Source organism: Clostridium oryzae (genome assembly GCF_002029235.1).
GTDB classification, from domain to species: Bacteria; Bacillota; Clostridia; order Clostridiales; family Clostridiaceae; genus Clostridium_AE; species Clostridium_AE oryzae.
The window spans coordinates 1-2614 of the sequence record NZ_MZGV01000140.1 but is presented as its reverse complement, the minus strand read 5'-3'; the positions used below and the strand labels follow the sequence as shown (position 1 = coordinate 2614).

Sequence of the window (2614 nt, the reverse complement as noted above, 5' to 3'; positions counted from 1 at the left end):
CCTCCAAATATGCTAATATATCTTTTTATATTCATATTATAGACCTTATTTTTATTCATTAAAATCTAAATATTATCAAACTTATATTAATAAATCTATGTAGTATAATTAATGATATTTCTTAATTTTCTTCATAAAATTTCTATGATAATTATAGCATATTTCCTAAACATTCTTATACTATTACAAATGTTTAAACACAAAAGCTCGCCAACATCCCTCTTCCAGGACATCAGCGAGCTCCTAATTCCTACTCTCTACACAATCTTTCTCTTAAACACATCCCTAAGTCCAGCCTTCTCAATTCTCTCTTCAATCTCCTTAACATCCAAAGTGTACAGTCCAACTTCCTTCATATGCTCAAAGTACTCTGCTCCAGCAAAAGTATATCTATTTCTCCTGCCTTCCTTAGTCTCCATCTTTTCATTTGCATAGGCTATAATATCTCCGATTGCTGTAGTTCTAGGAAGTATTAGTGTGCCATGCCCAAAAGCCTCGCAAACCGCATTATATCCCGCTAGAGAGCCGCTGGCGATGGCTTCAGCATGGTGTTCCAAATTGCGACGAATTGGAAGTTATTGCAATACTCTGGCATGCCTTGCAATACCTTGGCTGAGAGACTTAAGAAGTCAAGGCTGCTCACTGGACTGTCTCAAGAAGAGCTAGCAAAGAAGGTTGGCATCAGTCGTTCTGTTTTAAATGATGTTGAAGCCGGATATCGAGATAAGATTTTAAAACCTACTTTGCTTAAGCTGCTTACTGTACTCGATAGGGATATCCTTTGCGATGAATATTACAGGTTTGTACTTGAGCAGGAAGAAAAGTTGAAGCCACTTGTTGAAAAATATGGTTTAAGAAAACTGGCTAGGATGATTGGAGTTGACCCTTCCAGTTTAGATCATTGGAAAAGAGGAGATTATCAGATTTCTAGGAGGCATTTTGAGAGGATTGTGGAACTAAATTTACTTCGTAGAGAGTGTGAAGTCTTTTCTGTAAATAGCTTTCTATGATAATTTTATGTGGAGCATGAAACCAGAAATGGATTTTCATGCTTTTACTACAATATAGTGATAAATTAGTTGCATGTCAAGTACATCCTCATTGAGGATGTTTTTTACAGTACTTTTAGATACTTTTTAACCTAATCTTCCTTCAAACATTATAGAGAGCTCACCATATACTTTTCCCCAGTTTCGTAGAGGAAGAGTCCATTTTTTCGTAGCTTTGAAGGTGGAAAGATATAGTGCTTTTAACAGCGCTGTGTCATTAGGAAATACACTTCTCTGCCTGTTTAAACGACGATATGTGCTATTTAGACTCTCTATAGCATTGGTAGTATAAATCACCTTTCTAACATCTGCTGAAAATTTGAAAATTGGACTTATAACATCCCAGTTCGTCTTCCAACTTTTCATTGCATTTGGGTAATGATCCTGCCATTTTTCCGTAACTTTTTTCATTATCTCAACTCCCACTTCCTCTGAAGGTGCATGATATATTGTCTTTAGGTCAGCTGCAAATTCTTTTTTGTCCTTATCTGCTACATATTTCAGCGTGTTTCTTACTTGATGAACTATACAACGTTGGTATTCTGTGTTAGGAAATGCCACTGCAATTGACTCCTTTATCCCCGTAAGCCCATCTGCACAAAGTACAAGTATGTCCTTCACTCCTCTGTTCTTTAGCTCGTTAAGGGCACTTAACCAAAATTTATTGCTTTCATTTTCCCCAATTTGTATAGACAGCACTTCTTTCTTCCCATCTTCATTTACTCCAAGAATAATATATGCTGCCTTTTTTCTTATAACATTATTTCCTCTGATGGAAAAGTGAACAGCATCTATAAATACTATTGGATATACACTGCTTAGTGGCCTTTGCTGCCATGCTTCAATTTCTGGAAGCAACTTGTTTGTTATATCCGACACCATACCTTCACTTATCTCAAAGCCATAGATATCCTCAATCTGATCTGAAATCTGTCTTGTACTCAAGCCATCTGTGTACATTGATATAATTTTGTCTTCTATTCCTGAAATATCCTTTTGACGTTTTTTTACGATTTTAGGCTCAAAAGTGCTTTCTCTATCTTGTGGAACTTCTATATCTATTTCTCCATATTTGCTTCGTATTGTCTTGCTCTTCTTACCATTTCTTGAATTTGCATTGTCAGTACGTTCATAAGGTTCATAGCCTAGATGTTCATCCATTTCTGACTCTAACATTGATTGAATTGTTCCCCCAAGCAAGTCTTTTAACGCATCTTGGATATCCTCAGCAGATTGGATATCGTACTCTTGTAGTAATGCAGCAATAATATTCTTTTTCCCTTCACTCATTGATTCTCTTTTTCTTCTCATAACAAAACAGCCTCCTATGATATTTTGATTTTATCATAGAAAGCTGTTTTTTACAGACTTTTCTTCACAGGCTCCTTTCGTAAGACAAGACATAAAAACCTGATGATAACTATTGTCCTTAAATAGGTATCATCAAGTTCCATTTCTCCATATCCTACAGATTTATTTAACCATTAAACTATACCTTATATAATATTAAACCCAATTTTCTACATCTAACTCCTCAATGTCTGAAAAATGCTTAATATTATTTG

3 protein-coding genes are annotated in these 2614 nt (G+C 35.4%); 1 reads left to right on the top strand and 2 read right to left on the bottom strand.

Annotation, left to right across the window (positions count from 1 at the left end; genetic code table 11):
• Positions 1-257: 257 nt before the first annotated feature.
• Positions 258-557, bottom strand: a complete 300-nt coding sequence (locus tag CLORY_RS23145) for a hypothetical protein (protein ID WP_139376130.1) — start codon at positions 555-557, stop codon at positions 258-260.
• Between CLORY_RS23145 and CLORY_RS22640 the strand changes: the two genes are divergently transcribed.
• Positions 546-1010 (top strand): helix-turn-helix domain-containing protein, encoded by a 465-nt coding sequence (locus CLORY_RS22640; protein ID WP_079428835.1) that lies wholly within the window; start codon positions 546-548, stop codon positions 1008-1010. The two genes, CLORY_RS23145 and CLORY_RS22640, sit on opposite strands and share 12 nt — an antisense overlap.
• A 126-nt stretch (positions 1011-1136) precedes the next feature.
• Here the strand turns inward: CLORY_RS22640 and CLORY_RS22635 are convergent, their stop codons facing one another.
• Positions 1137-2360, bottom strand: coding sequence for an IS256 family transposase (locus CLORY_RS22635; RefSeq protein WP_079428833.1), 1224 nt, complete (start codon positions 2358-2360; stop codon positions 1137-1139).
• Positions 2361-2614: the final 254 nt, after the last annotated feature.